Source organism: Lacticaseibacillus pantheris DSM 15945 = JCM 12539 = NBRC 106106 (assembly GCF_001591865.1).
Lineage (GTDB): Bacteria > Bacillota > Bacilli > Lactobacillales > Lactobacillaceae > Lacticaseibacillus > Lacticaseibacillus pantheris.
Genome location: NZ_BCVS01000186.1, coordinates 1 through 1058, shown reverse-complemented (window position 1 = coordinate 1058; position 1058 = coordinate 1). Strand labels below are relative to the sequence as shown.

General features: G+C 57.0%; 2 protein-coding genes. Both read left to right on the top strand.

The features are described from left to right. Positions 1–388 (top strand): hypothetical protein (locus LPA02S_RS11760; protein ID WP_054651846.1); only part of this gene is annotated, 388 nt, incomplete at its 5' end. Beyond that, the coding region (locus LPA02S_RS11370; protein ID WP_263850255.1) for a GH25 family lysozyme at positions 372–1058 on the top strand (687 nt) is incomplete at its 3' end. The genes LPA02S_RS11760 and LPA02S_RS11370, both read left to right, overlap by 17 nt.

The window sequence follows — 1058 nt, the reverse complement described above, 5'->3', positions numbered from 1 at the left end:
GATTGTCGCGGCGGCCACTCAATTTGTTAAGTCGCAGACGTCGATTAAGTCGGCATACCTACCATACCTGGCGGTTGGCATCGGTATCGTGGCTGGGCTGGCGTCCGTAGCCATCACGCACGACACTAACTACCTCGCCGGTGCGGTCCAAGGCGCGGTTACAGCAATGGGTACAAGCTGGGCAGTGGACGCGGTCAAGCCAGCGGCAAAGTCAGTCGCTACTAAGGTGACTGACGCTAAGCAAGCCAAAGCTGATGCAGCACAGGCCCAGTTCGACGCGGCAGTCGCTAAGGCGGTGGAGGCCAAGCTAGCCGCTACGCCAGCCAGCGATGCGGCACCAACACCAGCACCCGCTGACGGAGGTGATTCCAGTGCGGCACAAGTTTAGCAAATGGCTCACGGCCGTAGCGGTAATCGTTGCGGCCTTTGTTGTGGGCACGGGTGCGGTTAATAGCACCCACGCGGCGAAGACGTACGGGCCCGACTGGTCGAAGTACCAGGGCGCATATGGCACCTACGCACGTAAGGACGATAAGTTTGTGGTATCCCAGATTGGCGGGTACTACAACGGGTCATTCGTTCCACAGAGCACGTACCCAACGCAGATTGCTAGTGCGACCGCTGCGGGTAAGTACGGGCAAACGTACATCTATGCAGAGTTTTCTACGCGCGCACAGGCCGATGAAATGCTGGCCTACTACCTGCCAAAAGTACAGACGCCAAAGGGTTCGGTGGTGGCACTGGACGTAGAGTCTGGCAGTCCAAACACGGACGCAGTTAACTATGCTCTGCAAAAGGTCAAGGACGCGGGCTACACACCATTGCTGTACGGCTACAAGAGTTTTCTGACCGCACACCTCGACCTAACAAGCCTTGCGAAGACGTGGCCGTTGTGGCTGGCAGAGTACCCAGACTACCAGGTTCGGACGGAGCCAGACTACAATTTCTTCCCGTCATTCGATAACGTTCAGGTATTTCAATTCACGTCCACTGCCAAGGCTGGTGGGCTGGACGAGAACGTGGACTTTAACGGACTGATGTCAAGTGGCTACAATGGG